Below are 2,023 nucleotides of genomic sequence, written 5' to 3'. Positions count from 1 at the left end.
GCGCTCGCGCCGGCGGGCCGCGCCGTGGCCCAGCAACTGAAGCGGGTACTCCACGTTCTCGGCCGCCGTGAGCACCGGCAACAGGTTGAAGCTCTGGAAGACGAAGCCGATGCGGCGCGCGCGCAGGTCGGACAGCGCATCGTCGTCGAGCTGCTGCACCGGTTCACCGGCCACCAAGATCTCGCCGCTGTCGGGCCGGTCGATGCAGCCCACCAAGTTGAGCAGAGTGGTCTTGCCGCTGCCCGATGGGCCGGAGATGACGGTGAAGCGCTGAGGCCGCACGTCGAGCGTCACATCGCGCAGCGCCGGCACCTCCACGTCATCGAGATGGTAGGTTCGGCTGACCTGCCTGAGCACCACGGGCAACATCGGGTCCAGGGCCCGCGCGGACGGGCCGTTGATGGCGATGCGCCAGTGTGCCGCCGGCGGGTGGCGTTGTATTGAACGGAGTCGACACGCTGCAGGCCAGGCGCCGCTTCGTCCGCTGATACCGGCGGCGGCACCCGATGCGATGGCGGCCGATCGCGCGGGCCGTGCCGCACCGAATCCCGAGTCTCTTGCAGAGCTATTGCGTGCATGTCAGCATCCAGCGGGCCAGTTGGCTCGCATCGGTCGCACCCCCTGCCCGGTGCGGCCAGCGCGCATGCCACAGCCCCACCGCCGCACCGCCGAGAGGAATGCACCATGGCCGACCCCATCGCCGCCACCGTCACGCAGCTTCGGAACATCCAGGCGCGCACCGGCATGACCATCGCGCAATTGCATGCCGCCGTGGCCACCAGCGGTGCCGGCAAGCATGGCGAGAAGCGAAGCTGGCTGATGGAGCGCTTCAAGCTCGGCTACGGCGACGCGAACACGGTGGTGCACTTCATCGACAAGCCCCTGCCCGATCTGGGCGGCGGTGGTGCTGCGCCTGCGGCCGCACCGGATGCCGATGCCGATCCCCTGGCCACGCTCTACACCGGCGCCAAGGCCGGACTGCGTCCGCTGCACGAGGCGGTGATGGCGCGCGTGCGGGGCTTCGGCGCATTCGAGGAGGCGCCGAAGAAGACCTATGTCAGCCTGCGGCGCAAGAAGCAGTTCGCGATGGTGGGTCCCGCCACCAAGGACAGCGTGGAGATCGGGTTGAACGCGAAGGACTTGCCGGCACACCCGCGGCTGAAGGTGCAGCCGCCCGGCGGCATGTGCCAGGCCACCACGCGCATCACCAGCGCGGCCGATGTCGACGACATGCTCGCGGGTTGGCTGCGGCAGGCGTACGACGCGGCGGGTTGAGCGGCCCCGCCACGTTGTCCCCGACTCGTATGCCATGGGAACAACTGCCATGACCTCCTCGCCGACCCGTCTGGTTCTGATGGTGGCCACCCGCAAGGGCGCCTGGCTGCTGCACGGTGACCCCCGGCGCGAGGCCTGGGAGGTCGACGGGCCGCATTTCCTGGGCCACAACATCAGCCACCTGCGGCTCGACCCGCGCGACGGCCGCACGCTGCTGGCGGCGGCGAAGACGGGTCACCTGGGACCGACCGTGTTCCGATCGATCGACCTGGGCCAGACCTGGACCGAGGCGCGCCAGCCGCCGGCCTTTGCGCCGCCGACCAACGGCCTGCCGGCACGAACGGTGGATCACACCTTCTGGCTGACGCCGGGCCATGCCAGCGAACGCGACACCTGGTATGCCGGCACGTCGCCGCAAGGCCTGTTCCGCTCCGAGGACGGCGGCGCGAGCTGGGTGCCGCTGCCGGCGGTGAACGACGACGCGCAACTGCGGGAGTGGATGGGCACGGTGCAGGACGGCACACCCGACGGCCCGAAGCTGCACTCCATCATCGTCGACCCGCGCGACCCGGCGCACCTGCTGTTCGGCATGTCCGGCGGTGGCGTGCACGAGTCGCGCGACGCCGGGCGTTCCTGGTCGACGCTGGTCGAAGGCATGCAGGTGGTGGAAGGGTTCGACGCCAGCACCTTGACCTTTCACGATCCGCACTGCGTGCGCATCTGCCCCAGCCAGCCCGATCGCCTGTAC

At 70.0% G+C, this 2,023-nt stretch carries 3 protein-coding genes; 2 read left to right on the top strand and 1 reads right to left on the bottom strand.

Annotated elements, in window-relative coordinates:
• A partial coding sequence (locus tag L6Q67_RS23335; protein WP_296575846.1) for an ABC transporter ATP-binding protein occupies positions 1 to 369 on the bottom strand: 369 nt, incomplete at its 3' end.
• Between the two features lie 315 nt (positions 370 to 684).
• Here L6Q67_RS23335 and L6Q67_RS23330 point away from each other — a divergent pair.
• Both L6Q67_RS23330 and L6Q67_RS23325 read left to right on the top strand, forming a co-directional pair.
• On the top strand, positions 685 to 1,275 hold the full coding sequence (locus tag L6Q67_RS23330; protein ID WP_296575840.1) for a DUF5655 domain-containing protein: 591 nt from the start codon (positions 685 to 687) through the stop codon (positions 1,273 to 1,275).
• Between the two features lie 49 nt (positions 1,276 to 1,324).
• Positions 1,325 to 2,023, top strand: a 699-nt coding sequence (locus L6Q67_RS23325; protein ID WP_367171668.1) for a WD40/YVTN/BNR-like repeat-containing protein, incomplete at its 3' end; no start/stop codon positions are given.

The sequence above is a fragment of the Zoogloea sp. genome (assembly GCF_023150065.1).
GTDB lineage: Bacteria > Pseudomonadota > Gammaproteobacteria > Burkholderiales > Rhodocyclaceae > Zoogloea.
The sequence above is the reverse complement of the archived record's forward strand: the minus strand, read 5'-3'. Positions and strand labels throughout refer to the sequence as shown.

Excerpts from the sequence above, each read along its gene's own strand:
- L6Q67_RS23330 (WP_296575840.1), top strand. The coding sequence starts at position 685 with ATGGCCGACCCCATCGCCGCCACCGTCACGCAGCTTCGGAACATCCAG.